Source organism: Streptomyces sp. NRRL F-2664 (assembly GCF_000719345.1).
In the GTDB taxonomy this organism is placed as follows: Bacteria; Actinomycetota; Actinomycetes; order Streptomycetales; family Streptomycetaceae; genus Streptomyces.
Genome location: NZ_JOFX01000208.1, coordinates 1 through 1,738, shown reverse-complemented (window position 1 = coordinate 1,738; position 1,738 = coordinate 1). Strand labels below are relative to the sequence as shown.

Genomic DNA, 1,738 nt, shown 5'->3' with positions numbered 1-1,738 from the left:
ACGGCACCGACTACACCCCCGCCCGCCTCTACCACCGCGAAACCGGCCGCTTCACCACCCGCGACCCCCACCCCACACCCCTCAACAAATACCAAGCCTACGCAGCCAACCCCATCGAAAACACCGACCCCACCGGAAACCTCAGCATTCGGTTCCGTACGAAGCTCACCAAACAACATGAAAGGAATGTGCGCCTGAAAGATGCGGCCATAAAGGCCTCCAGCGAAAGAATGCGGGGCGCAGAAAACGCACTCGCCCAGGAGATGGAATCTGGAACTAATAAAATGCGAGGATTCCTCAAGGCGAGACGCGCAATGAAAACCCTCTATTCTTCAGTGGCGCCCATGCCTGAATCCGCAGTCGAATTCGCGTTCGGCCTGCGCCAAACGGGGATGTCCGCAACGAATGCTCTCAATTCGGTGATGCGCCAGGCCATTCCAGTCAATGGCTGCCAAGCTTTTGTTGCATCCTGCCTGAAGACCTTCGGCGAAGGGGAACTGTCCATACCTGCTGAGCGGGTAGATTTCTCGCCCAAGGACACCGCCTGGCCCGTAGTTGCGCGCGGGACGATTGACCAGATAGGCGGCTTCCTTAAAGGCCGGAAGGCACGAAAGGGTCGGATCTACCTACTGGAGATGCATATCAAGAGCAAAGAAGGGAGGGAATGGGGGAATGGAATTATTGTATTCATCGGGTCGCGGAATGGGGAGCCGATCATAAAACAAAATGACAATGGACGGTATCAAGACTTCAACTTCGGCAAAGACTACACAGGGATGGCCGTCCGGTACTGGCTGGTCGATACCGGCGTAGACAAGCTTGCAAATTCGAAGCTGGACCAGATTTTGATTGAATCATTGGCGGAAAAAGCCGAGATCGATCCTTTTTCATCCTGAATAGTTGCAGGTCAGTCCCCCGTCCCTTCGGGTGCGCCTGCCGGCGTGAAAACATGGGAGTTGGCGCTTGCCCGCCGATGCCGGTCGCTCCTTGGGGCGTTGAGTCCGTAGGTCAGTGAGCTTGTTCGAGTTGGCCACTGATCGGGTGATGGCGGGGTGGCGTAACAGGCGGGGCCCTCGGGCTGCTGAGCGGGATGTCTGACGTCCACAGCTCTTCAACTCGGGGCCTCGTCGGTTCCTTATCCTGCCGTACTCGATGTCCCGCATGCTCTGGCGGAGTGGGCCACGATGCTGATCGTTACCCGCGAGGTGGCCGGAGGTGCAGGCTGTCGGCGTCCCAGCGTGCTCTGGCCACCTGGCCGGTCCCGCACCGGGACTGACCGCAGCCCTGCGATCGGCCGACGCCCGGCATGTCCTCCCGGACGGGACCCCCGCCGCGTGTGACCGGACCGTGACGGGCGGGCGGACTACTCGGGCAACCACAGGCGGCACGGGATGAACCTGCAGGCCATCACCACGCCGGACGGAACACTGGTCTGGATCCCACCCGCCCTGCCCGGCCGGATCCACGACCTGACCGCTGCCCGCCGGCACCGCATCCCCTCCACCTGCACCCGCCTCGGCATTCCCGTCCTCGCGGACCGGGGCTGCCAGGGCCCCGGCGGCATTGCAGCCGCTCCCCACCGGCGCCCGGGAAGGACCTCACCCTCAAACAGAAGTGCGCCAACCGGGCCCACCCCCGCCCCCGACGGCCAGTCGAGAGAGCCATCGCCGAGACCAAGACCTGGCGCATCCTCCGCAAAGCCCGCTGCCACCCCACCAGACTCACGTCAATCACCAAA

General features: G+C 62.1%; 1 protein-coding gene and 1 pseudogene. Both read left to right on the top strand.

Translation table 11 applies throughout. The annotated features are described in order from the left end of the window. The coding region (locus IF89_RS46770) for a hypothetical protein (protein WP_158718141.1) at positions 1-896 on the top strand (896 nt) is incomplete at its 5' end. 288 nt (positions 897-1,184) lie between these two features. Then, positions 1,185-1,738: pseudogene (locus tag IF89_RS43985) on the top strand (transposase family protein); the annotation flags it as partial.